Raw genomic sequence first — 22,770 nt, 5'->3', positions numbered from 1 at the left:
TTGCGCCGACCGCGCTGCGCTAAAAACGCGCCACGGGCGCGTTTTCTTTACGCTCCGCGCCCTGGCGGGTTCGAATCCCTCCTCCTGCGCGTTATTGAAATGTGCCCAAAAAGAAAAAAGCCCCATTGCTGGGGCTCATACCATCTAATGGCGGAGGAGGAGGGATTCGAACCCTCGTGACCTTATACAGGCCAAACGGTTTTCGAGACCGCCGCATTCAACCACTCTGCCACCCCTCCGCGTGGGGTAAAAACAAAGCAGGCTCTAAGGCCTGCTTTGGAATTAACTGGCGGAGAGTCAGGGATTTGAACCCTGGAGACGCTTTTGACGCCTACACGATTTCCAATCGTGCTCCTTCGGCCGCTCGGACAACTCTCCGTTAAATGCGAAAGTCAGTATACACGAGGAATCGCAAAGTGCAAACAGAAAAGTTGGCATTTTTTAAAACGCTTGGCCGCGCTTGGCGTTGCAGTGGGGTTTGAGGTGCCAAAAAACGGCTTCCGACCAGCGTGGTTGATCAACTCAATTGTTCAAAAGGGGTATTCATAAGCGACTTGGCAATGAATTAAAAAATCTTTGGGTGGTGCTGTGGACCACTGGTATGCATTTTGCGACCACAGCCTTGTGTCCGTTGACCTGTGGCTTGGCTCAGCTTGTCCCCGCGGCCCCGTATCTTGTCCACAGATCTGTCAAGCTTTTGGTCAGCATTTGGTTGGAATGCGCATGAAACGTGATGCGAGCATGGGCATATGTGGAGGTCATGAGGTTGTAGCTGCAAATTATTGCAGCCTAGGAGGTTGAAAGATATTATTACCAAGTCTTTTCCTGCTTCAGGCGCACCTTCACGACCTGAAGCCACATTTGCCCAGAGGAGGTGACAATATGAAGGCTTATGAACTGCTGTTCTTTGTTGACCCGTCGCTCGACCCCGAGACTCGTCTCGCTGTTATGAAGCGTATCGATACCACGATCGCTGAGGGCGCTGGCAAGGTCGACTCCGTTGACGAGTGGGGCAAGCGCAAGCTCGCCTACGAGATCAACGACCTCACCGATGGTGACTACACCCTCATCAACTTCCACGCAGATCCTACCCAGATCGCCGAGCTTGATCGCGTCCTGCGCATCACCGACGCTGTGGTCCGCCACATGATCGTCCGTCGCGACGACCAGGAGTAAGACTGTCGTTTTGGACTGGGCTTGTGCCCCAAGAGGAAGTAGTGAGTTATGAGCATCAATCGAGTGAACATCACCGGTAACCTCACCCGCGATCCCGAGCTGCGCGCCACCGCCGGCGGAACCCAGGTTCTGTCCTTTGGCGTCGCCGTGAACGATCGTCGCCGCAACGCGCAGACTGGCGAGTGGGAGGACTATCCCAACTTTGTCGACTGCACCATGTTCGGCACCCGCGCCGAGGCCGTGAGCCGTTTCCTGGCAAAGGGAAACAAGGTCGCGATCGAGGGCAAGCTGCGCTACAGCTCTTGGGAGCGCGACGGCCAGCGCCGGAGCAAGCTTGAGGTCATCGTCGATGAGATCGAGTTTATGAGCTCCCGTGGTGGCCAGGGTGGCTACGATCAGGGCGGCTACGCCCCCGCAGCCCCCGCGCCCGCAGCACGTCCTGCCGCACCGGTGGCCACGCCGCCCGCGGTCGACGTCTACGATGAGGACATCCCGTTCTAAGGGTTGTTCACCTATTTTTGAGTGAGAGGCGGCTTCGGTTCGCCGAAGTTGCCAAATGAAAGGTATTTTGACATGGCTAATGATTTTTCTGCACGTCAGCCGCGTCGTAAGTACTGCCAGTTCTGCAAGGAGAACACTGAGTTCATCGACTATAAGGACACTCAGCTTCTCCGTAAGTACATGACCGACCGTGGCAAGATCAAGCCCCGTCGCGTCACTGGCGCTTGCACGCAGCATCAGCATGACATCGCCAACGCCATCAAGCGCGCCCGCGAGATGGCTCTCCTGCCGTACACCGTCCCCGTGGTTTCCTCTCGTGGCAACCGCGACCGCGGCTAAGAAGGGAGACGCATCATGAAGGTTATTCTTCTCGATGAGATCAAGGGCAAGGGCGGCGAGGGTGACGTCGTAGAGGTCGCTCAGGGTTACGCTGAGAACTTCCTGTTCCCCAAGAAGCTCGCTGTTGCCGCCACCAAGGGCAACCTCAAGCAGCTTGACGAGCGTCGCAACAACATCGCCAAGCGCGAGGCCGTCCGTCTGGCTACCGCCAACGAGACCAAGGCTGCCTTCGAGGGCAAGACGGTCACCGTTGACGTCAAGGTCGGCGACGAGGGCATCCTCTTTGGCTCCGTTACCGCCGCTATGATCGCTGATGCCATCAAGGCTCAGCTCGGTATGGACATCGACCGCAAGCGCGTCGAGCTCGGTAAGCCCATCAAGGTTGCCGGTGCCCACACCGTTGCCATCTCGCTGTACCGCGAGATCAAGGCCGAGGTTGTCGTTCTCGTCGGCGTTACCGCCGAGGAGCTCGCTGCCGAGGCTGAGGTCGAGGAGGCCGCTGAGGTCGCCGAGGCCGAGACCGCCGAGGTCGAGACTGAGGCTGCTGCCGAGTAGCATTTGCTGCAACGCAACAATCTTGTTCTAAGAAGGGCGCTCTGGGAAACCGGGGCGCCCTTTTGTTTTTTGCGCTGAGTGGGTGTCATGGTGAACGTTGCGTCGACGTCCTATATGCAGGACCGTTCATCCGTTTGGTTCGGTGATGATTGGCGGCGCGCGGCGCGTTTTGGGACCGTGGCTGATACTATGGATGCTCGCAAGCGATATGAATGAGGATGCTCATGGCATATGACGATAGGGAGACCGGGCTGACGGTTGAGGACCGCGGCTCAAAGTTGGGTCTTCCCCAAAACCAAGATGCAGAGGCCAATGTGCTGGCCGCTATGCTGCTATCGCCCGAGGTGGTCGAAGAGGCCCAGGTCGAGCTGCAGCCCGATGACTTTTACCGGCCCATTCATAAGACCATCTATACCGCGATGGTCGATATGTACAACAGCCGCATTCCCATCGACTCCATCTCGCTGATCGATTACCTGCGAAGCATCAACAAGCTCGATGCCGTGGGCGGCGAAGCGTATATTTTGGAGTTGATGGGTCAGACCCTGTCGCTCGTCAACTGGCAGCACCATGCCGCCATCGTTCGCCGCGACTCGATGCTGCGCGAGCTGATCGGCGCCACTAACGAGATCAACGCGCTGGCATATAACGCCCCCACCGACACCAAAGAGGTCGTGGAGCTAGCCGAGAGCAAGCTGCTCAAGGTCACGGCACGCGAGGTCAAGTCGAGCTACAAGACGCTGACCGAGTTTATGGTCGAGGCCTATAACGAGGCCGAGGAAGTGTGTCAGGCCGGTGGCCAGGCTGCGGGCGTGCCCACGGGCTTCCCGTCGCTCGACCGCATGCTCATGGGTTTTCGCGAAGGCCAGCTCATCATCATCGGCGCCCGTCCTGCCGTGGGTAAGACGTCGTTCGCTCTGAACCTGGCACTTAACGCTGCCGCTGCTGGTTATACCGTCGGCTTCTTCTCGCTGGAGATGTCGGGCAAGGAAATTGCCCAGCGTCTGATTTGCGCCTACGCCATGATCTCGATCAGTGACTTCCGCATGGGCCGCATTAGCCCCGAGCAGTGGGCCAATATCAACGAGGCTACGCAGACCTTGTCCAAGCTCGATATTCTGATTGACGATACGCCCGGCACCACAGTGACTGAGATTCGCGCCAAGAGTCGCCGCATGCTCCATAACAAGGAGAAGGCAATCATCATTTTGGACTACCTGCAGCTGGTGAGTCCTCCACCGGGACGCCGCTCCGAGAGCCGTACCGTCGAGGTTTCGGAGATGTCGCGTGGTCTGAAGATCATGGCCAAGGAGCTCAAGATCCCGCTCATCGCGCTGTCACAGCTCTCGCGTCAGGTCGAATCCCGTACCGGCAAGCGCCCGCAGCTTTCCGACCTTCGTGAATCGGGCTCCATCGAGCAGGACGCCGATATCGTCATGTTCTTGGACCGCTCCGCCGACGAGGCCGAAGCCTCGCGCGACGATCGACCCGACGAGGGCGTTACGCGTATCGTCGTGGCCAAGAACCGTTCGGGCCCGATCGGCGACGTCGACCTGATGTTCCTGCCGGCATCCACCAAGTTCTATGAGCTTGATGGGGCACATGCCGAGGAGTAGGACAGGCGCCCGTTGCACGGGTATACTGGGAATGTTTTGTGCTTCTGCGTGCCGGCGTGGCGCGTAGACAGGCCATGAATGTAAGGAGTAAACATGCCGTCAACCGTTTTGGTCGGTGCCCAGTGGGGCGATGAGGGCAAGGGTAAGATTTGCGACCTGGTCGCCGGCGACTTCGATGCCGTCGTGCGCTACTCGGGCGGCAACAACGCCGGTCACACTATCGTCGTCAACGGCAAGAAGTACGGCCTTCACCAGGTGCCCTCCGGCATCATGTATTCCGACCACGTGTCGGTGATCGGTAACGGCTGCGTCGTCAACCCCAAGGTTGTCCTTGAGGAGATCGATATGTTCGAGGCCGACGGCATCACCACCAAGAACCTCAAGATTAGCGGCAACGCGCATGTCATCATGCCGTACCACATCGATCTGGATGGCGCCTTTGAGCAGAAGCTTGGCAAGAAGAACATCGGTACCACCAAGCGCGGCATCGGTCCGTGCTATCAGGACAAGATGGCTCGCATCGGCCTGCGCATGCAGGACATGCTGGACGAGGCACTGTTCCGCGACAAGCTGGAGACCGCTCTCGCCCGCGTGAACCCCGAGCTCGAGCTCATCTACAACCTGCCCACCTACACCGTGGACCAGATTTGCGACGAGTACCTGCCGATGGCCGAGCGCCTGCGTCCCTACATCACCGAGACGAGCCTGCTGCTCAACAACATGATCGATGAGGGCAAGGACCTGCTGTTTGAGGGCGCCCAGGCGACGCTGCTCGACATCGACCACGGCACCTATCCGTACGTGACGTCCTCCAACTGCACCGCCGGCGGTGCCATCACCGGATCCGGCGTCGGTATGAAGAATGTCGACCGCGTGCTGGGCGTCATGAAGGCCTATATCACCCGCGTCGGTTCGGGCCCCATGCCCACCGAGCTTTCCTATGAGTCCGAGGCCGGTCACACGCTGACCGAGGAGGGCTACGAGTACGGCGTGACCACCGGTCGTCGTCGTCGCTGCGGCTGGTTCGACGGCCCCATCGCCAACTACGCTTCGCGCGTCAACGGCCTCACCGATATCGCCATGACCAAGCTCGACGTGCTTTCGGCCTTTGACACCATCAAGGTGTGCGTGGCCTACGACGTCGATGGCGAGCGTTACACGAGCGTGCCCGAGCATCAGGTTCGCTTTGAGCACGCCAAGCCCATCTACGAGGAGCTTCCTGGTTGGAAGTGCGATATCACCGGCTGCCGCAGCTTTGAGGAGCTGCCGCAGGAGGCTCAGGACTACGTGGCGTTTATCGAGGATCTGGCACACACCCGCGTGACGTTCATTGGCGTTGGCGCTGGTCGCGAGCAGATCATCAACCGATTCTGGAAGTAATCGGGACTATTTGGTTATTGCGATATACCCCTTTGCAGCCCGGACGGGCGGCCGAGGGGTATATCTGCTTGCAAAGGGCTCGCGCGGAGCGGGCCGTTCATCCATAGAGGAGGCACCCTTGAAGGCGGACACTCAAACCATCGACATCCTGTTGTTGGGCAGCGGCGGCCGCGAGCATGCTTTGGCAGCTAAGCTCGCAGCATCACCGCGCGCCGGCAAGCTCTACATCGCGCCGGGTAACGGCGGCACCGCGAGCTGCGGCGAGAACGTTGTTCTCGACGACTGCGATCCTGCGGCCGTGGCGGCGTTTGCGCAGAGCCACGGATGCGGACTCGTGGTAATTGGCCCCGAGGCTCCGCTTGTGGCGGGCGTGGCCGACGCCGTGCGCGCGGCGGGTATTCCCTGCTTTGGCCCGGGTGCCGAGGGCGCCCAGATGGAGGGCTCCAAGCTGTTCTCCAAGCAGCTCATGGAGCGCGCCGGTATCCCGACGGCAGCCTACGGCTCGTTTACCGACGAGGCTTCGGCTCTTGCCTATGTGCGTGAGCAGGGCGCTCCGCTGGTCGTCAAGGCTGACGGCCTGGCCGCAGGCAAGGGCGTTATCGTGGCGACTGAGCTCGAGCAGGCCGAAGAGGCCGTGCGCGAGTGTTTTGGCGGCACCTTTGGCGATGCCGGCAATACCGTGGTCATCGAGGAGATGCTGACCGGCCCCGAGTGCTCGCTGCTGGCCTTTACCGACGGCAAGACCGTGCGCCCCATGGCCACTTCGCAGGACCACAAGCGCGCGCTTGAGGGCGACCTTGGTCCCAACACCGGCGGCATGGGCGTCTACAGCCCGGTGCCCATCGTGACTGACGAGGAGCACGCCACCATGGTGAAAGTCATGGAGCAGACCGTGGCCGAGCTCGCTGCCGAGGGCATCGACTACCGCGGCTGCCTGTATGGCGGCTTTATGCTCACCCCCGCCGGCCCCAAGGTGCTGGAGTTCAACGCCCGCTTTGGCGACCCCGAGACGCAGGTCGTGCTGCCGCGCCTCAAGAACGACCTGGTCGAGGTTATGCTCGCCTGCGCCAACTGCGAGCTTGATCAGATTGAGCTCGACTGGCGTGACGAGTGGGCCGTGGCTGTTGTTCTGACGAGCGCGGGCTATCCCGGCAGCTACGAGAAGGGCAAAGTCATCACCGGCATCGCCGACGCCGAGGCCATGGAGAACGTGACCGTGTACCATGCCGGCACCGCCGTGGTGGACGGCCGGCTCGTGACCAACGGCGGCCGTGTGCTTGCCGTGACCGCGCTGGGCGATACGTTTGAGAACGCCCGCAACCTTGCCTACGAGGCCTGCGAGAAGATTGATTTTGAGGGCAAGACCCTGCGTCACGACATCGGCCTGCGTGCGCTGCGCGGCCGCGACGCCTGGGATGCCTAAAATCCGAGAGGAATGAGACGGATGGACGAGAAGAACGAAGAGCTCGTGGACGCGCAGATCGTCGAAGAGGACAGCCGCGTGTATGGGCACGCCGAGGGCGAGCCTGGTGGCGAGGTCGCTGACGAGCCGGCGCTGGTGCTGGGCGATGACGACCCGCACGATGCCGAGCTGCACGAGAAGATTCTTTCGGAGGAGTGCGCCTGGAAGGGCAAGATCCTCGACGTCCACCGTCTTGAGGTTGAGCTGCCCAACGGTCGCCGCAGCGCCCGCGATATCGTTCGCCATCCGGGTGCGGCGGCTGTTGTGGCACTGACCGAGAGCGGCAAGATCGTACTGGTGCGTCAGTACCGCACCGCCATCGACCGCGTGACGGTCGAGATTCCCGCCGGCAAGCTCGATCCAGGCGAGGACCCGCTCGATTGCGCCAAGCGCGAACTGCATGAGGAGACGGGCTTTAGGGCTGGTCGTATTCGCTTTTTGACGTCGATTGTCACGTCCTGCGGTTTTTGCGATGAGATCATCCACATCTACTTGGCTACCAAGCTCGAGTTTGATGCGCCCAACCCCGATGATGACGAGTTTGTCAACGTGGACCTGGTGCCACTGCACGAGCTGATCGACGCCGTGCTCGACGGCAAGATCGAAGACGCCAAGACCGTCGTAGGCGCCTTGGCCTGCGACAGCATCGCGCACCGACTAGGCGGGGCCGAGCTTTAACGAGCGGGGATGATCCCGCAGGTTTGTGTAAGTCAGCGAAAGTGCTCCATTTGAGACAAGGTGGCCTAAAAGAGGAGAGAAGCGTATGGGTATACGCGACCGACGATTGAAGGCCAGATTGTCCAAATGGAGCACTTGTAGCGTCGAGACGAAACGCGGTTTGGTAAAACCGCGTAAGGTGATTATGCTGAAGAGGTTTCTTTCTTACTACGAGCCCCAGATGGGGCTTTTTGTTGCTGATACTGTTTGTGCTCTGGTGCTTGCCGCCATTGACCTGGCGTTCCCCATTATCCTGCGCAATTTGACCGGTGGGCTATTTACTCAGGGTCAGGCTGCCATTATGCAGGCGCTCGGCATGATCGCGGTGGGCTTGGTGCTGATGTATGCCGTCCGCTGCGCCTGCCGCTACTTTGTGAGCTATTGGGGTCACGTGATGGGCGCGCGCATGGAGTCCAAAATGCGCGAGGACCTGTTCGACCAGTATGAGCGCTTTAGCTTTGCGTACTTCGACCGCAACAGCTCGGGCGACATGATGAGCCGCGTGGTCAACGACCTGTTCGATATCTGCGAGGCGGCGCATCACGTACCCGAGTGGATCATCATCTGCGGTATCGAGATTATCGGCTCGTTTGTGATCCTCTTTACCATCGCTCCGGTGCTGGCGCTTGCCATGGCCGTGGTGACGGCGGCGTTTGCGGTCGTCATGTTTTGGCAGAACATGCGTATGCGCGAGGTCTTTAGCGACAACCGCAAAAAGATCAGTGGCATCAATGCGCAGCTGCAGGATTCGCTGGCGGGCATGCGCGTAGTCAAGAGCTTTGCCAACGAGGAGACCGAGCGCGCCAAGTTCCGTGCCTCTAACGATCGCTACCTTTCGTCCAAGGAGAACATGTATCACGCCATGGGCGTCTATACCGCGACGTATGGCCTGCTCTCGGGTGTGCTCTATGTGATCGTGGTGCTGCTGGGCGGCTGGCTGGTCGCCCAGGGACAGCTGCAGGCGGTCGATATGGCGACCTTTGCACTCTATATTTCGCTGTTCTGCACACCGCTCGAGACACTCGTCAATTCGGCCGAAACGTATCAGAAGGCTATCGCCGGCTTTAAGCGTATGGACGAGGTGCTCTCGACCGCGCCGGATATCCAGGACAAGCCGGGCGCTACGGATCTGCAGGTGACTGCCGGCGCCGTGGAGTATCACGACGTGTGCTTTAACTACGAGGATGTCGAGCTGGGCGAGGGCGATGCCGACGAGCGTCCCGTTATCGACCATATGGACCTGTCCATCAAGCCCGGGCAGACCATCGCTTTGGTTGGCCCTTCGGGCGGTGGCAAGTCCACGACCTGTTCGTTGCTGCCGCGCTTTTATGACGTGGCTGCCGGATCTATTAGCATCGACGGCCAGGACGTGCGTGATGTGACGCAGCAGAGCCTGCGTCGTGCCATCGGCCTGGTGCAGCAGGATGTCTATCTGTTTGACGGTACGATTGGCGAGAACATCGCCTACGGCAAGCCGGACGCTACGGCGGAAGAGATCGCCGACGCCGCCCGTCGCGCCAATATCGATGCCTTTATCGAGTCGCTTCCACAGGGCTATGACACGGTCGTGGGCGAGCGCGGCAGCCGTCTTTCGGGCGGACAGAAGCAGCGCGTTGCCATCGCGCGTGTGTTTCTCAAGAACCCCAAGATCCTTATTTTGGATGAGGCGACGAGTGCTTTGGATAACGAGAGCGAGGAGGCGGTGCAGGAGTCACTCGAAGAGCTGGCGCGTGGCCGCACCACGATTATCATCGCCCACCGTCTTTCGACCATTAAGCATGCCGATGAGATTGCGACCGTTGAGCATGGTCGCGTTGTGGAGCGTGGCACGCACGAGGAGCTTCTCGCCCGTGGCGGCACCTATGCCCGTTACTATCGAATGCAGTTCGAAGGTGCGCGTGCGCACGAGCTCGACTGATTGATATGACAGGAAGTTTATGGCTGACAAGAACCCTTTGACTCCGGAAGAAGTGACGGAGTTATTCTCCGAAATCGATGCATCCGGCGTCTTGGATCCCACGCTCGCCAAAAAGCGCACCGAGCGCATGCGTGAGAAGGAGGCTGCGGCCAAGCGCGGTGACAAAGCGGCGCTAGCGCAGCTGCGCAGCGAGGACCGCGCGAGCCAGGCAAAACATATCGACCCGCTGTCCGAGGACGACCCTTCGGGTTCGCAGGTGAGCCATACCATTGCGAAGACTGCCATGGTCGTGGTTATCGGCATTTTGGTGCTGATCGTGGGCATGCAAATTGGCTACGGCGTGATGCGTCGTCTGAACACCGCGAACCTCTCCGAGAGCGTTTCGGTAGATACTGTCTCGACCGCGCTCAAGGGTGGACTCGAGTGGGGCAACGGCTTTAGGCAGTTCCCGCTCGACTTTACCGTCGATGAAGCCGATGAGCGTACGGGCACGGTCGAGGTGACGGTGTTGGACACATCGTCTGCCAACGAGCTCGAGCTGCTGTCCAACGGGCAGATCCAGGCCGCGGCGCTTGCGACCAACGCGCTGCTCAACGACAAGATCGACCGCGTGGTGTATAACGTTCACGCCTATATCGACGAGGATAGCAACATTCAGCACGATTCCTTCTTCGGCATGTTCCCCGCGCGGGGCCACCAGAGCGCCATTTTGACGTTCGTGTGGACCAAGAGCTCATCCAACGCCACGAGTATCGACTGGAAGATGCGCATCGTGAGTATGGATGACACCATCGCCGAGCGCATTCAGAAACAGGTGAACTCGGTGTCGTCGTTGATTGAGGACCCGGTGGTGAGCCAGACCAAGATTGACGAGGAAAAGGCCGAGCGTGACCTGGAACATCGTCTGCATGGCCGCGAGATTTTCCGCGGCGGCAAGCCCGATCGCACACCGTCCGAACTGCTGGAGCAGGACAAGAAAAAATAAGACGCCATCATCCCGCGTGAGCCACAAGCCCCGCGGGATGATTTTTTTGGGACGGGGATTAAAAAACATTATGCATAGAAAGTCATAATTATCATTTCGTAAACATTTCGATGAAATTAACGCCATGAGGCATGCTTGCGGTTACAATACCGCGAGGCCTAACTACACACCTTTAAGCCGGTCCTGTGAGACCGGGAAGGAGAATTATGGCGAACAACCATACCGCGGGCGCTGCCGCCCGCACCTTCGCGCCCAGCGAGCTTTGCCAGCGTATGCTGGCCAAAACCAGCAAGGGCACCTGCGGTCCCTGCATCCTGTATCTTGAGGATGGGACCATTTTTTATGGACGTGCATGCGGTGCTGAGGGCACCGCGACCGGCGAAGTCTGCTTCAATACCTCGCTCGAGGGCTACTTTGAGGTCATGACCGACCCGAGTTATGCCGGCCAAATCGTAACCATGACCTATCCGCAGATTGGCAACTACGGTATCGACGAGACCGACGTCCAGTCGGCCTTCCCCGGCGACGCCGTGCGCCCTGCGAGCGCTCCGGCTATGCGCGGCATGATCGTTCGCGACATGTGCGCCACGCCTTCTAACTGGCGCTCGGCCGTCAGCGTGCCGGAGTATCTGCGCGCCCACGGCATCGTCGCTATCGAGGGCGTCGACACCCGCGCTCTGGTACGCCACCTGCGCGACAATGGTTCCAAGATGGGCATTATCTCGACCGAGATCTTTGACGTCGACGAGCTTGCCGAGCGTCTGGCCGCAGCGCCCACGCTGGTAGGCGAGAACCTGGTCAAGACCGTAAGTTGCCCCGCGCCTCATGAGTTTGTGGCTGCCGACCTGCCTGCCACGCATGACTTTGCGCTTTCGGCTGCCGCTCCTGCCCGTCACAACGTGGTCGCCTACGACTGCGGTGTGAAGCGCGGCATTCTGGAGGGGCTGGTCCGCGCCGGCTGCGACCTTACCGTCGTGCCGTGGGACACGCCCGCGAGTGAGGTGCTCGACATGAATCCCGATGGCGTCTTTTTGTCCAACGGCCCCGGCGACCCCGACGCCGTGGTGGAGACCTATGAGCAGGTGCAGCAGCTGATCGGCAAGGTGCCGGTCTTTGGTATTTGTCTTGGTCACCAGATGATCAGCCTGGCCTGCGGCGCCCAGATGGAAAAGCTTAAGTTCGGTCACCGCGGTGGCAACCAGCCGGTTATGAACCTGGTAAGCCGCCGTGTGGAGATCACCGCGCAAAACCATGGCTTTGGCCTGCTGTTCCCCAGCTTGGGCAAGCTTGTCCCCGAGCTTTCCGGCGGCGAGACCGAGCATGCGGCCGATGGAGATCTGCGCGTCTGGGTGCGCCGCGGAATCGCGCCGGTCGTGATGAACGAGCGCTTTGGTCGCATTCGCCTGACGCACGTGAACCTCAACGACGGCACCGCCGAGGGCATCCAGCTGCTCGACGCACCGTGCTTCTCGGTCCAGTACCACCCCGAGGCCTCGCCTGGCCCCACCGATGCCCACTATCTCTTTACCGCCTTTACGCGACTCATGGACGGCGAGGAGAACTACCTGGACATCGACACCGCGAAGGACCGCCTGGCTGGCTGGAACTTTGCCGAGACCGCCGCGACCGAGACCGAGGAGAACTAACATGCCGAAACGTACTGACATCAAGCGTATCCTCGTTATTGGTTCGGGCCCCATCGTTATCGGCCAGGCCTGCGAGTTCGACTACTCCGGCGCCCAGGCCTGCAAGGTGCTCAAGGAGGATGGCTTTGAGGTCATCCTGGTCAATTCCAACCCGGCGACCATCATGACCGACCCGGGCTTGGCCGACCGCACCTATGTTGAGCCTATCACCGCCGAGTTTATCGAGCGTGTAATCAAGAAAGAACGCCCGGACGCGCTGCTGCCCACGCTGGGCGGCCAGACCGGTCTGAACGCCGCCGTCGAGCTGGCAAAGGACGGTACGCTCGACAAGTACGGCGTCGAGATGATCGGCTGCGACCTGGACGCCATCGAGCGCGGCGAGGACCGCAAACTCTTTAACGAAGCCATGGCCGAGATTGGCCTGGAGGTCGCACGCTCGGGCTATGCCTACAGCGTGGCCGACGCCGAGGCTATCGCCGAGCGCGTGGGCTATCCCTGCGTACTGCGCCCGAGCTTTACCCTCGGCGGCGCCGGCGGCGGCATCGCTCACACTCACGAGGAGCTCGTCTCCATCGTGAGCCAGGGCCTCGAGCTCTCGCCCGCCCACGAGGTGCTGGTCGAGGAGTCCATCGAGGGCTGGAAAGAGTATGAGATGGAGGTCATGCGTGACCACGCCGGCAACGGCATCATCGTGTGCTCCATCGAGAACCTCGACCCCATGGGCGTGCATACCGGCGACTCCATCACCGTGGCGCCGGCGCAGACCCTCTCCGACCTGGAGTATCAGCGCATGCGTGTCGCCTCGCTCGCCATCTTGGAGAAGATCGGCGTCGAGACCGGTGGCTCCAACGTGCAGTTTGCCGTGAACCCCCAGACCGGCCGCCTGATCGTCATCGAGATGAACCCGCGCGTGAGCCGTTCGTCCGCCCTCGCTTCCAAGGCCACGGGCTTCCCCATTGCCAAGGCCGCCGCGCGCCTGGCTGTGGGCTACACGCTCGACGAGATCGTCAACGACATCACCAAGGCTACGCCCGCCTGCTTTGAGCCCACGATCGACTACTGTGTGGTCAAGGTGCCGCGCTTTGCCTTCGAGAAGTTCAAGGGTACCGACCCCACGCTCACCACGCGCATGAAGGCCGTGGGCGAGATTATGGCGATCGGCCGCACCTTTGAGGAGGCCTTTGGCAAGGCCATGCGCTCGCTGGAGGACGGACACCAGGGCATTTGCGCCGGTGGAAAGGAGGGTGCCGACAAGCTGGGCGACGACGAGCTCACTCAGACCGTGGCAACCCCGACCGAGCATCGCATCTTCTTTGTGGTCGAGGCCCTGCGCCGTGGCTGGGACATCGCTCGCATCCATGCCATCTGCGGTATCGATCCGTGGTACCTCAACCGTATCAACGATATGGTGCAGGTCCAGGAGAGCATCCGTGGCCTGCGTGTGGAGGATATCGACGCCGACGCGATGCGCCTGCTCAAGCAGTACGGCACGAGCGACGCCGAGATCGCCGCGCTGACCGGCTCGGACGAGCGCTTTGTGCGCGCCTATCGCAAGGGTCTGGGCGTGGTTCCCAGCATGAAGACGGTCGATACCTGCGCTGCGGAGTTCTCGAGTGCCACGGAGTACCATTACAAGACGTACGAGAACATCTACCGCACGAGCCCGGATGCCAAGAAGTGCGTGGCTCCCGATGAGACCACGCCGGCGGACAAGCCCAAGGCGATGATCCTGGGCGCCGGCCCCAACCGCATTGGCCAGGGTATCGAGTTCGACTACTGCTGTGTGCATGCGAGCTATGCACTGGCGGCCCGTGGTTTTGAGACCATCATGGTCAACTGCAACCCCGAGACCGTCTCGACCGACTACGACACGTCCGATCGCCTGTACTTTGAGCCGCTCACCTACGAGGACGTCATGGACGTTATCGATGTTGAGCGACCCGACGGCGTCGTGGTGACGCTCGGCGGCCAGACCCCGCTTAAGCTGGCGCGCATGCTCGAGGAGAGCGGCGTGAACATCATGGGTACCAAGCCCGATGCCATCGACTTTGCCGAGGACCGCGAGCGCTTTGCCGCCCTGCTCGACAAGCTGGGCATCATGTACCCGCCGGCGGGTCAGGCCACCTCGTTTGAGGAGGCCGAGGCCGTTGCCGCACACATTGGCTACCCGCTGCTGGTACGTCCGAGCTACGTGCTGGGCGGCCGCGGCATGATGATCGCCTACGATGCCGAGCATCTGCGCGATTACATGGCCGAGGCCGCGCGCATTAGCCCCGACTATCCGGTGTATCTGGACCGCTTCTTGGAGGGTGCGATCGAGTCCGATGTCGACGCCCTGTGCGATGGCGAAGAGGTCTACATCGGCGGCATTCTGGAGCATATCGAGGAGGCCGGTATTCACTCCGGCGACTCTGCGACCTGCATCCCGCCGTTCAGCTTTAGCGAGAGCCTGCAGGCAAAGCTTCGCGAGACCACGCGCCGCATCGCGATGGCGCCGGGCGTACGCGGCCTGGTCAACGTGCAGTACGCCATCAAGGGCGAGACCGTCTACGTGATCGAGGCCAACCCGCGTGCCAGCCGCACCGTGCCGTTTATCTCCAAGGCCACTGGCGTGCCGCTGGCCAAGTGCGCGGCGCGTATCATGGCGGGCGATTCCATCGCGAGCCTGGGCCTGCCGAGCGACGAGCGTCAGCTCGATTGGTTCTGCATGAAGGAAGCCGTTATGCCCTGGGGTCGTTTCCCCGGTGCCGACGTTATCTTGGGGCCCGAGATGAAGTCGACGGGCGAGGTCATGGGTATCGCCAAGAGCTATCCCGAGGCATACGCCAAGACGCAGCTGGCGATCGACTACAAGCTGCCCGACCCGAGCGCCGGCAAGGTGTTCATTAGCGTGTGCGACCGAGACAAGCGCCACATCCTTTCGGTCGCCCGTATCCTGCGCTACCTGGGCTTTGACATCTGCTCCACCGAGGGCACGGCGCGCGTGCTGCGCGGCGGCAACGTGACATGCGAGGTCGTGGAGAAGATCAGCGGCCCGCATGACGGCGAGCGTCCCAACATCGGCGACCTCATCGCCGATGGCAAGATTGCGGTAATCATCAACACGCCGTACGGCCCGGGTTCGCGTGGCGACGGCTATCTGTTGCGTACCGAGGCGGTGCGCCGCGGCGTGACCTGCGTGACGGCGATGTCTGCGGCCAACACGTACGTGAGTGCCATCGAGGCAGTGCGTGAGGACCAGCAGGGTCACGGCAGCGCCAACGACATGGGCATGGACGTCATCGCCCTGCAGGACCTGCCGCAGTACACGGTGTAGTTGACCTGGTCGGCCGGGGCGGGAGGGGCCGAGATTTCCCCCTTTCGCTCCGGCTGCAAGCAGAGTCGCTCAGGAGGAAACTCGGCCCCTCTTGCCCCGACGCACTGTGTCTAGACGGATTGCACCTCCTGTTTTTAGAGATAAATACCATTTAGCGGTGATATTCAACCGTTCAAGATATTATGTAATGGCATATTACGTCATATGACGTAATATGCCATTAGCAGTCAAGGATGATTGTCTGTGTTCAAGTCGAGAAAGGGGCAAAATGATTAAACTGTGTCGCGTCGATAGCCGGTTAGTGCATGGGCAGACCGTGTTCTCTTGGTATCCAACGCTTGAAGCAAACGCTATTCTTGTGGTTTCAGATGAGTACGCCGCAAGCAAAGAGCGAATTCAAGCGCTGCGAATTGCAAAACCCGCTGATGCCAAATTGGTTGTCAAAAGTGTAGAAGATTCCATCGTGGCCCTTAACGGAAGCGCGGTGGATAAATACGAGCTAATTGTTGTTGCGGGAAATGTACATGACGCCTGTGAAGTTGCGCGTGCGTGTCCAAAAATAACGTCTGTGAATTTAGGCGGCGCTCGACCGTTGGGGGATAGCGTAAAGGAGCTTGGCCCTGCTGTGCGCCTTTCCCAATCCGATATTAATGAAATTAAGAAAGCCATGGCTGATGGAATCGAGTTCGAGGTAAGACAGGTTGCTAGCGAGAAAAAACGCATCGTAACAAGTTTTGATTTGTAGGAAGAGGGAGAAATATGCTGCTTCAAGCTTTTCTGGTTGGTCTTGCCGCTGCGATAGGTCAATCGGATTATTTACTCGGTACTGCGATGGTCGAGCGGCCGATTGTCCTCGGAGCGATTGTCGGTATTTTTTTGGGTGATATTCCGACTGGCGTTATTGTTGGTTTCCAGCTCGAACTCGCGTTCATGGGGGTCTGGCAGGTTGGTGCTGCCGTGCCGCCCAACGTAATTGTTGGTTCAGTTTTGGGAACAGCCTTTGCGATTACTATGGGTGCGGGTCCCGAGACCGCTCTGACTATTGCTATGCCCACTGCGGTGCTTGCCGGCATGTTTGACAGCCTTATGTATAGCGTTGTTACGCCTCCTATGGCTGTCTGGGCTGATCGTGGCGCCGAAAAAGACGACCCCAAAACGATTGCAGCCGCTATGTGGACCAATGGAATTCTATACATCATTGCGCTTGGCTTGATTTGCGGCGTGGCTTTTTACGTTGGAAATGATGCTGTTCAGGCACTGATTGACGCCATTCCTGATTGGCTTACGAATGGGCTTACGATCGCAACGGGTATTCTGCCCGCGCTTGGATTTGCGCAGCTTATGTCAATCCTGTCCACCAAGGAGCTGAGCTTCCTATTCTTTGGAGGCTTCTTGCTGAGTGCCTATCTAAACATTCCGACGATCGGTATCGTGGCGTTTTCGCTGATCCTGATTGGGATTCTCAATATGGCTCACATTTTTATGCCTGCCAGTGCGGCGGTCGCTAAGGAGGTTGACGATGACAACGAATTCTAATGATGTTCTTGAGCTCTCGCCGGAGTCAAATAAATCGACCGATAAGAGAATAACCAAGAAAGACTTAAAGGCGTTATTTTGGCGTAGCTTTCCACTCAACATCATGTGGAGCTTTGACCGACAAATGAACGTTGGTTTCTGCTACGACATGATTCCGGTAATCAAGCGGTTATACGATAAGCCTGAAGACCGGATCGAGGCATATAAGCGTCATCTTGAGTTCTACAATATTCAAGTTACGTTTAATCCTCTGGTCGCCGGCATTGTGGCCTCCATGGAGGAGGAGAACGCCAACAATCAGGACTTTGACACCGCCTCAATTAACGCCATGAAAGCATCGCTTATGGCTCCGCTTTCCGGTATTGGAGATTCACTGATTGCCAGTACGCTTCGCATGATTGCGACGGGCGTTGTGACAGGACTTTGCCTTTCGGGCAGTCTGCTCGGCCCAATCCTGTTCCTGCTTCTTTATAATGTCCCAACGATCCTGATCCGCTGGTTTGGGCTTCAGTATGGTTATTCGCTTGGCAGTGGCATGATTTCGAAGCTGAACGATTCTGATGTAATGCACAAAGTTACGTCCGGCCTGGCGATTGTGGGACTAATGGTAGTTGGTGGAATGGTGGCGACCACCGTTGCAGTTACCACTCCGCTCGCTCTTAACTTCGGCGACACCGCGTTTAAGTTGCAGGAAACGCTCAATGGGATATTCCCGGCTCTTTTGCCGCTCTGCGCGTTCGGGATCATGTGTCTTTGCAATAAGAAACAGGTCAAAATTATTTGGCAGATTGTGGGCATTCTCGCTGCGGGTATTGTGCTCGGCGTCCTGGGGATTTTGGGCTAGAGAAGGCGTCCATCTTTTGAGATGCTGAACTCGAAGGACGATGCGTCTGCTCGCCAAACGGTTTTTGAATAGTGGAGCGGCATTTCATCGCAGGCATATGTGACGTGCTCGACAACGCTCACGGGGGCTCCAACGATATAACCGAGAAGGTTTGCTTCTTGGAGCCCCGCTATTCCTGCGGTGATTTTGAGCTTCTCAATACCGGTTGCGATGCTGTAATGGTTGGCGATCAGGTCGAAAAGACTGGCATTGTCTGTGAGAAGCTCCAGTAGTCCGGGCAGAGTGCCCTGCGTTGCATAAACGGTGTCGATGGCGCAGGGGGCATTTTCGATATAAACCAAGCGCGCAACTCGTTGCACTACGGTTCCGTTGTCAATTTTGAGCTCCCGTGCAATGTGGGCATCAGCCTTGATCAAGCCTGTTTCCAAGATGGACTTGGTTGTTTTATCGCCGTATTGGGGGTCGGAGCTCAAATTGAAAATGGTGCTTGTTCCTCGTTTCAGGGTGAGCTTCGATGGGTTTACGAATGTTCCCTTGCCTCGCAGGCGGTAGAGCAAGTTTTGGTCAATGAGATTCTGTACGGCGCGTCTTACGGTGATCCTGCTTACTTTGTATTGCTTGCAAAGCTCGGTTTCGGTGGGAATCTGACTGCCGCCGGGGAGTTCGCCAGAAACTATTTTCTTGAGGATATCGTTTTCAACGGTCTGATAGAGAAGCTCTGGCTGAGTGAGCTCGTCTTTTGCTGCAGGCATGGTGGACCCCTTGGTCTTCAGTTTCTTTAGTACATAGATATACGACAACTGAGGACATCATAAGCCGTTATCTCAAAAGTTATGGAAATATCGATTTGGCGTTATCGCCGAGAGGGGATTTAAGATGGGCAGACAATACGACGAGGCGTTGATTGGCGCCATCTCCGGTCGCTCGTTTATAACCGAGAAGAGGGGGCTCGAGGTTCAAATTCGTCCGGTTCCTGATGATGAAAGAGAGCATGTGCTTGACCCACGAATTCTCGAGGTATCTCGCAAGAAGATGCGGAATGTTAGCATGTCTCCGAGCTGGACGAGCCTTATTGGAATGCGCCATCGCCCGGATAAGCCGACATACCGCCTACTCGATGGTGAGGTTCAGCGCGATGAGATCCTCATGGAGGCGGCCGATCGCTATATAGATTTATTCGTCTGGACGCCACCAAATCATAAGAAGGCAAGTCCAGCGCTTGTTTACCTGCATGGCGGCGCGTTTATGGCGGGGAATGTTCTGCAATTTGAACATCAGCTCGAGTTCATCGCCGAAAAGTCTGGTGCAGTGGTGGTTTATCCAGAATACCGCTTGGCGCCGGAGACGGCATTTCCCGGGCAGATCGAGGATTGCGTTCTTGCTCTTGATTATGTGTGCGAGCATGCCGGGGATCTCGGAATCAATCCTCATAAAATAATGGTCGCCGGCGACTCCGCAGGAGGAAGCCTTACTAATGCGTGTGTTCAGCTCAGGGGTGCTGGAGCTGTAGCCCATGCCTTCGAAATCTATCCTGAAGTCGACCTTGCGGGCGAACAGGGCGAGGGATATGAGGATTTTCCTGCGATAGCCGATCAAGAGGACGTTGCGCGTTTTCGCATCGACCATCTTCGCGATTCGGACGGCCCGATGGTCGAACTTTGTGCACACGGAAAAATGTCTCCTCATGACCCGTTGATTTCTGCGCTAATGCTTGAGGACTGCACTGATTTCCCCCCGGTGACTATCGTGACATCCGAATACGATCCGCTTCGTATCCCCGATGAAAAATGGGCTACAAAATTACGGTCTTCAGGAATCGATGTCGAGGTCATCGAATATGCCGGATGTGACCATGGTTTCTTCGATCATTTTGGCGTGTACCCGCAATCGGAAGACGTGTGTTTGTTGATGGCTGAGAAGCTTAAAGAAATGGCTGCACAATAACGTCTCTCGGCGATAAGGGACTGAAGTCGCCTGTGTTTCTGCATTCGTGGTTCTCAGTCTGATTAAAAATGAGGCTTGCTCCTTGCCCGAGTGGGTGGGGAGCAGTTTGTTTTTTGTAGCGATGCGAGGCGAGTGCCGCGCACTTTAGATCGCCATTTTGCTTCGCTGTATACCACTTGACGTAATAAAAGAGGCAAGGGCGGTGCGAGGGCCAACAGTCATTCTAAGCTCGGATTCGTATTCTAAAAAGGTTGTTTCGGTTGCGCGGTACAATATAGCAAAAAAGAATGATAAAATGAATTCGAAAAAGAATTCATTTTTAGGAGGTATGTATGCCTGCTTTGCAGATGCTCGACAACCTTGTTCCAATTAGCGATTTCAGCCACGGTAAGGGCTCGGCTGCATTTTCGAAGGTTGGGGACGACAATCCTGTTGTGGTTCTCAAACACAACAAGCCAGCGTTTGTGATTGTTACACCCGATGAATATAGGGAAGCGAAGCAAGCGGAGGAGGACCTCACCTTGTTAACGTTGGCGCTTAAGAGAATGGCTGTGGCAAGTGACGATGCGCTTGTTTCCCTGTCTGATGTTATGGAAGAGCTGGGTGTGAGCCAGGACGAACTCGATCAGATGGATGAGGTCGAGTTTGAATGAGTGGGTACGAAGTCGCTTTCTACCCGGATGCTCTCAAGGATATTAAGCGTCTGGACGGCTCCCAACGAAAGATCGTCCTTAAGGCTATAGAAAAAATCAGAACGAACCCATTGCCGCAGAACGAAGGTGGATTCGGCAAGCCTCTTGGAAACAAGGCAGGTACGGATTTGACTGGCTTTATGAAGATCAAGCTCAGGGGAAGTGGCATTCGAATCGTGTACCGCCTCATCAGAATTAAAGAAAAGATGGCCATCGTAGTGGTAGGCGCTCGCGAAGACATGGAAGTCTACCGAACTGCTCAGAGACGAGAACTCGATTTCGAGAAATGGGCGGAAGAGAATATCTAGCTTTAACGATGAACGACGAGTGAGCGTTGGTGGGGCCCTGACGAATTAGATTCGTCAGGGTTTTTCGCTGAACCAATTGCCTTCAGCCTCCGTTGACCTTTCCTTCCAATTCATCAGCCAACGTACGTCATAGCAATCCCCGGTAGGTCGCAGGGCGCTTCGCGGGCGGGCCAGGCTTTATCTTCACTCCGGTTGCTTCGCAAAGTCGTTCAGATAAAGCCTGGCCCGCCCGCAAAGCACCACGCAGACCGCAGGGACGGGAGCAGCTATACTACTCTCAGTAGTTAAGGGTCGCGGATTGGCCGCGTCACCGCTCTCAACAGGAGGTCTTTGTTTATGGCAGATCAAAAGCCGGTTGTCGGGATCATCATGGGCTCCAAGTCCGATCTGGGCGTTATGGAAGGTTGCACCGCCGAGCTCGAGGCGCTGGGTGTGCCCTATGAGCTTGTCATTGCGAGCGCACACCGCACACCGGCGAAGGTCCACGAGTGGGCTTCGACTGCCGCCGATCGCGGTATCAAAGTGATTATCGCCGCCGCCGGCAAGGCTGCTCACCTGGGCGGTGTCGTGGCTGCGTTTACGCCGCTGCCGGTCATCGGCGTGCCTATGAAGACGAGTGACCTGGGCGGTATGGATTCGCTGCTGTCGATGGTGCAGATGCCTTCGGGCGTGCCCGTGGCCTGCGTTGCCATCAACGGCGCCAAGAACGCCGCCATCTACGCCACGCAGATTCTAGGCGCTTGCGGCCCCGAGTACCGCAAGGTTATCGAGAAGATGAAGCAGGAGATGGCCGACGCCTAGGCGTTCCGCCGTTTCACCGCAGTATAAGGAGAGCCATGTCTGACTATCAGGGAAAACGATTCAAGGCTTCTCAGATCCCCGATCCGTCGAAGCTGAGTGCTGCCCATGGGGCACAGCAGGGTCGGACATCCTCTCCTCAGCAGCCGCGCGCGCCGCGCCCCGTGACGCCGGCGACGCATCGTCGACAGGACGCGCCAGCCGCATATCGACCTTCACCTTATAGCAACGCTAAGAAGCCGCCCCGGTCTTCATCGCACGCCGCGCCGTCGGATTACACCGAGCCGCCGCGCAAAAAGCGCCGCTCCATTATTCCCATTCTGCTCATCATCATCGGCATCGGCCTGATTGTTGCCGCCGCTGCCATCTTTATCAATGCTCAGATTGGCTATAAGCAGGCAAGCGATTCGTACCAGAAAATCGAGAAGCAATATGTAAGCGATAAGGACGCCAGCGGCGTGCCGATTATCGACTTCGATGCACTTGCCCAGACAAATCCCGAGGTTGTGGGTTGGATTTACGCGCCGGGAACCAACATCAACTATCCCGTGGTGCAGACCAATAACAACTCCAAATACCTCAACACGCTGTTTGACGGTACGTCCAATGCATCGGGTGCGATCTTCTTGGACAGCGACGATACCGCGCCGGGAATGGTTGACCAGCAGACCACGATCTACGGCCACCACATGAATGACGGGTCGATGTTCAACGTGATTTCGGACACCACTGATCAGGCAACGTTCGATAGCATCGAGTTCGTGTATTACATCACACGGGATGCTACGTATAAACTGCGACCACTGGCGACCAAAGTTGTCGAGGACACGTATGCCAAGGCGCGCACGACCAATTTTGAGGGCGACGACGGGCTCAAGAACTACCTGTCCGAGATGCTCGACGGTGCCTCTGCCGTGGCGAGCGATGCCACCGATCGTGCCGCTTCGGCAACCAAGGTCGTAACGCTTGTGACCTGTCGTTCGTTATCGCTGAGCAACACACGTGCCGTCATGGTGCTCACGCCGGTCGAGGAATAG

The 22,770-nt window shown here is 58.2% G+C and carries 21 protein-coding genes and 2 tRNA genes; 20 read left to right on the top strand and 3 right to left on the bottom strand.

From position 1 onward, the window contains the following. Window positions 1–148: 148 nt before the first annotated feature. Window positions 149–239: transfer RNA gene (locus tag RX395_RS02100), tRNA-Ser, on the bottom strand. Window positions 240–287: 48 nt separating this feature from the next. Further along, window positions 288–378: transfer RNA gene (locus RX395_RS02095), tRNA-Ser, on the bottom strand. A gap of 504 nt (window positions 379–882) precedes the next feature. Here RX395_RS02095 and rpsF point away from each other — a divergent pair. From rpsF to RX395_RS02020, 15 genes are all read left to right on the top strand, one after another. Continuing rightward, window positions 883–1,176, top strand: a complete 294-nt coding sequence (rpsF, locus tag RX395_RS02090) for a 30S ribosomal protein S6 (protein ID WP_006235831.1) — start codon at window positions 883–885, stop codon at window positions 1,174–1,176. Between the two features lie 48 nt (window positions 1,177–1,224). Then, entirely contained in the window at window positions 1,225–1,677 is a 453-nt protein-coding gene (locus tag RX395_RS02085) for a single-stranded DNA-binding protein (protein WP_006235830.1), read from the top strand. Between the two features lie 72 nt (window positions 1,678–1,749). Beyond that, the gene (gene rpsR / locus RX395_RS02080; RefSeq protein ID WP_006235829.1) at window positions 1,750–2,016 is read left to right on the top strand and encodes a 30S ribosomal protein S18; all 267 of its coding nucleotides are present in this window, start codon (window positions 1,750–1,752) and stop codon (window positions 2,014–2,016) included. A 15-nt stretch (window positions 2,017–2,031) separates the two neighbouring features. Next, complete coding sequence (gene rplI, locus RX395_RS02075; RefSeq protein ID WP_022094073.1) at window positions 2,032–2,571, top strand: 50S ribosomal protein L9; 540 nt, start codon at window positions 2,032–2,034, stop codon at window positions 2,569–2,571. A 218-nt stretch (window positions 2,572–2,789) separates the two neighbouring features. Beyond that, a complete protein-coding gene (gene dnaB, locus RX395_RS02070) occupies window positions 2,790–4,187 on the top strand; it encodes a replicative DNA helicase (protein ID WP_006235827.1) in 1,398 nt (465 codons plus the stop codon). Between the two features lie 93 nt (window positions 4,188–4,280). After that, window positions 4,281–5,567 carry an adenylosuccinate synthase gene (locus tag RX395_RS02065; protein WP_006235826.1) on the top strand — a complete coding sequence of 429 codons (1,287 nt, stop codon included), beginning with the start codon at window positions 4,281–4,283 and terminating at the stop codon, window positions 5,565–5,567. A 118-nt stretch (window positions 5,568–5,685) separates the two neighbouring features. Then, on the top strand, window positions 5,686–6,990 hold the full coding sequence (gene purD / locus RX395_RS02060; protein WP_316365094.1) for a phosphoribosylamine--glycine ligase: 1,305 nt from the start codon (window positions 5,686–5,688) through the stop codon (window positions 6,988–6,990). 21 nt (window positions 6,991–7,011) lie between these two features. Further along, complete coding sequence (locus RX395_RS02055) at window positions 7,012–7,707, top strand: NUDIX domain-containing protein (RefSeq protein ID WP_171021464.1); 696 nt, start codon at window positions 7,012–7,014, stop codon at window positions 7,705–7,707. A 184-nt stretch (window positions 7,708–7,891) separates the two neighbouring features. Next, window positions 7,892–9,664, top strand: coding sequence for an ABC transporter ATP-binding protein (locus tag RX395_RS02050; protein ID WP_316365091.1), 1,773 nt, complete (start codon window positions 7,892–7,894; stop codon window positions 9,662–9,664). Window positions 9,665–9,683: 19 nt separating this feature from the next. Next, on the top strand, window positions 9,684–10,649 hold the full coding sequence (locus tag RX395_RS02045) for a hypothetical protein (RefSeq protein ID WP_316365089.1): 966 nt from the start codon (window positions 9,684–9,686) through the stop codon (window positions 10,647–10,649). 206 nt (window positions 10,650–10,855) lie between these two features. Next, a complete protein-coding gene (gene carA, locus RX395_RS02040; RefSeq protein ID WP_316365087.1) occupies window positions 10,856–12,295 on the top strand; it encodes a glutamine-hydrolyzing carbamoyl-phosphate synthase small subunit in 1,440 nt (479 codons plus the stop codon). Between the two features lies 1 nt (window position 12,296). Beyond that, entirely contained in the window at window positions 12,297–15,611 is a 3,315-nt protein-coding gene (gene carB, locus RX395_RS02035; RefSeq protein WP_316365085.1) for a carbamoyl-phosphate synthase large subunit, read from the top strand. 268 nt (window positions 15,612–15,879) lie between these two features. After that, window positions 15,880–16,356 carry a PTS sugar transporter subunit IIB gene (locus RX395_RS02030; protein ID WP_006235818.1) on the top strand — a complete coding sequence of 159 codons (477 nt, stop codon included), beginning with the start codon at window positions 15,880–15,882 and terminating at the stop codon, window positions 16,354–16,356. A 14-nt stretch (window positions 16,357–16,370) separates the two neighbouring features. Next, window positions 16,371–17,147 (top strand): PTS mannose/fructose/sorbose/N-acetylgalactosamine transporter subunit IIC, encoded by a 777-nt coding sequence (locus RX395_RS02025; protein WP_006235817.1) that lies wholly within the window; start codon window positions 16,371–16,373, stop codon window positions 17,145–17,147. Further along, a complete protein-coding gene (locus tag RX395_RS02020; protein WP_316365082.1) occupies window positions 17,131–17,991 on the top strand; it encodes a PTS system mannose/fructose/sorbose family transporter subunit IID in 861 nt (286 codons plus the stop codon). Before RX395_RS02025 ends, RX395_RS02020 begins: the two co-directional genes overlap by 17 nt. On the opposite strand, the gene RX395_RS02015 is transcribed toward RX395_RS02020, so the two are convergent. Next, a complete protein-coding gene (locus RX395_RS02015) occupies window positions 17,988–18,743 on the bottom strand; it encodes a GntR family transcriptional regulator (RefSeq protein WP_055287610.1) in 756 nt (251 codons plus the stop codon). The genes RX395_RS02020 and RX395_RS02015 overlap by 4 nt on opposite strands. A gap of 124 nt (window positions 18,744–18,867) precedes the next feature. Here RX395_RS02015 and RX395_RS02010 point away from each other — a divergent pair, with 124 nt between their 5' ends. From RX395_RS02010 to RX395_RS01990, 5 genes are all read left to right on the top strand, one after another. Further along, the gene (locus RX395_RS02010) at window positions 18,868–19,935 is read left to right on the top strand and encodes an alpha/beta hydrolase (protein ID WP_055287608.1); all 1,068 of its coding nucleotides are present in this window, start codon (window positions 18,868–18,870) and stop codon (window positions 19,933–19,935) included. Between the two features lie 332 nt (window positions 19,936–20,267). Then, complete coding sequence (locus tag RX395_RS02005; RefSeq protein WP_055287606.1) at window positions 20,268–20,588, top strand: type II toxin-antitoxin system prevent-host-death family antitoxin; 321 nt, start codon at window positions 20,268–20,270, stop codon at window positions 20,586–20,588. Next, on the top strand, window positions 20,585–20,935 hold the full coding sequence (locus RX395_RS02000) for a type II toxin-antitoxin system RelE family toxin (RefSeq protein WP_006235811.1): 351 nt from the start codon (window positions 20,585–20,587) through the stop codon (window positions 20,933–20,935). The genes RX395_RS02005 and RX395_RS02000 overlap by 4 nt, the downstream gene beginning before the upstream one ends. Before the next feature lie 336 nt (window positions 20,936–21,271). After that, complete coding sequence (gene purE, locus RX395_RS01995; protein ID WP_316365078.1) at window positions 21,272–21,736, top strand: 5-(carboxyamino)imidazole ribonucleotide mutase; 465 nt, start codon at window positions 21,272–21,274, stop codon at window positions 21,734–21,736. A gap of 35 nt (window positions 21,737–21,771) precedes the next feature. Beyond that, window positions 21,772–22,770: a class B sortase gene (locus tag RX395_RS01990; RefSeq protein ID WP_316365076.1), complete on the top strand. Its 999-nt coding sequence runs from the start codon at window positions 21,772–21,774 to the stop codon at window positions 22,768–22,770.

Source organism: Collinsella aerofaciens (assembly GCF_032584215.1).
GTDB lineage: Bacteria > Actinomycetota > Coriobacteriia > Coriobacteriales > Coriobacteriaceae > Collinsella.
The sequence above is the reverse complement of the archived record's forward strand: the minus strand, read 5'-3'. Positions and strand labels throughout refer to the sequence as shown.

What these genes read in the sequence shown, in the direction of transcription:
- rpsF (WP_006235831.1), top strand. Translation starts at nt 883, where the DNA reads ATGAAGGCTTATGAACTGCTGTTCTTTGTTGACCCGTCGCTCGACCCC.
- RX395_RS02085 (WP_006235830.1), top strand. Translation starts at nt 1,225, where the DNA reads ATGAGCATCAATCGAGTGAACATCACCGGTAACCTCACCCGCGATCCC.
- rpsR (WP_006235829.1), top strand. Translation starts at nt 1,750, where the DNA reads ATGGCTAATGATTTTTCTGCACGTCAGCCGCGTCGTAAGTACTGCCAG.
- rplI (WP_022094073.1), top strand. Translation starts at nt 2,032, where the DNA reads ATGAAGGTTATTCTTCTCGATGAGATCAAGGGCAAGGGCGGCGAGGGT.
- dnaB (WP_006235827.1), top strand. Translation starts at nt 2,790, where the DNA reads ATGCTCATGGCATATGACGATAGGGAGACCGGGCTGACGGTTGAGGAC.
- RX395_RS02065 (WP_006235826.1), top strand. Translation starts at nt 4,281, where the DNA reads ATGCCGTCAACCGTTTTGGTCGGTGCCCAGTGGGGCGATGAGGGCAAG.
- RX395_RS02055 (WP_171021464.1), top strand. Translation starts at nt 7,012, where the DNA reads ATGGACGAGAAGAACGAAGAGCTCGTGGACGCGCAGATCGTCGAAGAG.
- RX395_RS02050 (WP_316365091.1), top strand. Translation starts at nt 7,892, where the DNA reads ATGCTGAAGAGGTTTCTTTCTTACTACGAGCCCCAGATGGGGCTTTTT.
- RX395_RS02045 (WP_316365089.1), top strand. Translation starts at nt 9,684, where the DNA reads ATGGCTGACAAGAACCCTTTGACTCCGGAAGAAGTGACGGAGTTATTC.
- carA (WP_316365087.1), top strand. Translation starts at nt 10,856, where the DNA reads ATGGCGAACAACCATACCGCGGGCGCTGCCGCCCGCACCTTCGCGCCC.
- carB (WP_316365085.1), top strand. Translation starts at nt 12,297, where the DNA reads ATGCCGAAACGTACTGACATCAAGCGTATCCTCGTTATTGGTTCGGGC.
- RX395_RS02030 (WP_006235818.1), top strand. Translation starts at nt 15,880, where the DNA reads ATGATTAAACTGTGTCGCGTCGATAGCCGGTTAGTGCATGGGCAGACC.
- RX395_RS02025 (WP_006235817.1), top strand. Translation starts at nt 16,371, where the DNA reads ATGCTGCTTCAAGCTTTTCTGGTTGGTCTTGCCGCTGCGATAGGTCAA.
- RX395_RS02020 (WP_316365082.1), top strand. Translation starts at nt 17,131, where the DNA reads ATGACAACGAATTCTAATGATGTTCTTGAGCTCTCGCCGGAGTCAAAT.
- RX395_RS02015 (WP_055287610.1), bottom strand. Translation starts at nt 18,743, where the DNA reads ATGCCTGCAGCAAAAGACGAGCTCACTCAGCCAGAGCTTCTCTATCAG.
- RX395_RS02010 (WP_055287608.1), top strand. Translation starts at nt 18,868, where the DNA reads ATGGGCAGACAATACGACGAGGCGTTGATTGGCGCCATCTCCGGTCGC.
- RX395_RS02005 (WP_055287606.1), top strand. Translation starts at nt 20,268, where the DNA reads ATGCCTGCTTTGCAGATGCTCGACAACCTTGTTCCAATTAGCGATTTC.
- RX395_RS02000 (WP_006235811.1), top strand. Translation starts at nt 20,585, where the DNA reads ATGAGTGGGTACGAAGTCGCTTTCTACCCGGATGCTCTCAAGGATATT.
- purE (WP_316365078.1), top strand. Translation starts at nt 21,272, where the DNA reads ATGGCAGATCAAAAGCCGGTTGTCGGGATCATCATGGGCTCCAAGTCC.
- RX395_RS01990 (WP_316365076.1), top strand. Translation starts at nt 21,772, where the DNA reads ATGTCTGACTATCAGGGAAAACGATTCAAGGCTTCTCAGATCCCCGAT.